We start from the raw sequence: 432 nt of genomic DNA, 5'->3' as shown, positions 1-432 counted from the left end.
AACCCAAAACAAAACCAAAATAAAATGATTAACAAAGCAATTTTAGAGACAACCACTTTTCACGATCTTAAACTTCTTTCTGAATGCTTCATAAGCCTGATTGAACGTGCACAGGAAGAAAACGATCTCGGTTTACTCGATGATATTATAGACAACATTGCAACTTATAAAATCCCGCTCACTATTGCTATGAAGAAAGCTCGTGAAGCACAACAACAATTAGAACAATCAGAGGAAGTGGCATAATGAGCGAAGTACACAACGTAACTATTGAAATGATGGATCTGGTTATTGATTTACAGAAAGCAGTAAACGCGGCTCTGACTTTTCCAAGCGAGCTAACCATCACACAGGCGGTTATTAATCTGGAATCGACGCGGGAAGCACTGCAACTACTTATTGCAGCGTGCGAAGAGAGCGAAGGTGCACAGA

Annotated in this window: 1 protein-coding gene and 1 pseudogene; both read left to right on the top strand. The window is 40.0% G+C overall.

All coding sequences use genetic code 11. The features are described from left to right. Nucleotides 1–246, top strand: a 246-nt coding sequence (locus RTW80_RS27390) for a hypothetical protein (RefSeq protein ID WP_312721232.1), incomplete at its 5' end; no start/stop codon positions are given. Next, nucleotides 246–432 (top strand): annotated as a pseudogene (locus tag RTW80_RS27385) (hypothetical protein); the annotation flags it as partial. The gene RTW80_RS27390 and the pseudogene RTW80_RS27385, both read left to right, overlap by 1 nt.

Origin of the sequence: Escherichia sp. AM3, assembly GCF_032029835.1 — a bacterium.
Lineage (GTDB): Bacteria > Pseudomonadota > Gammaproteobacteria > Enterobacterales > Enterobacteriaceae > Escherichia > Escherichia coli.
Note: the sequence above shows the minus strand (reverse complement) of the source record. Positions and strands in the feature narration are given on the sequence as shown.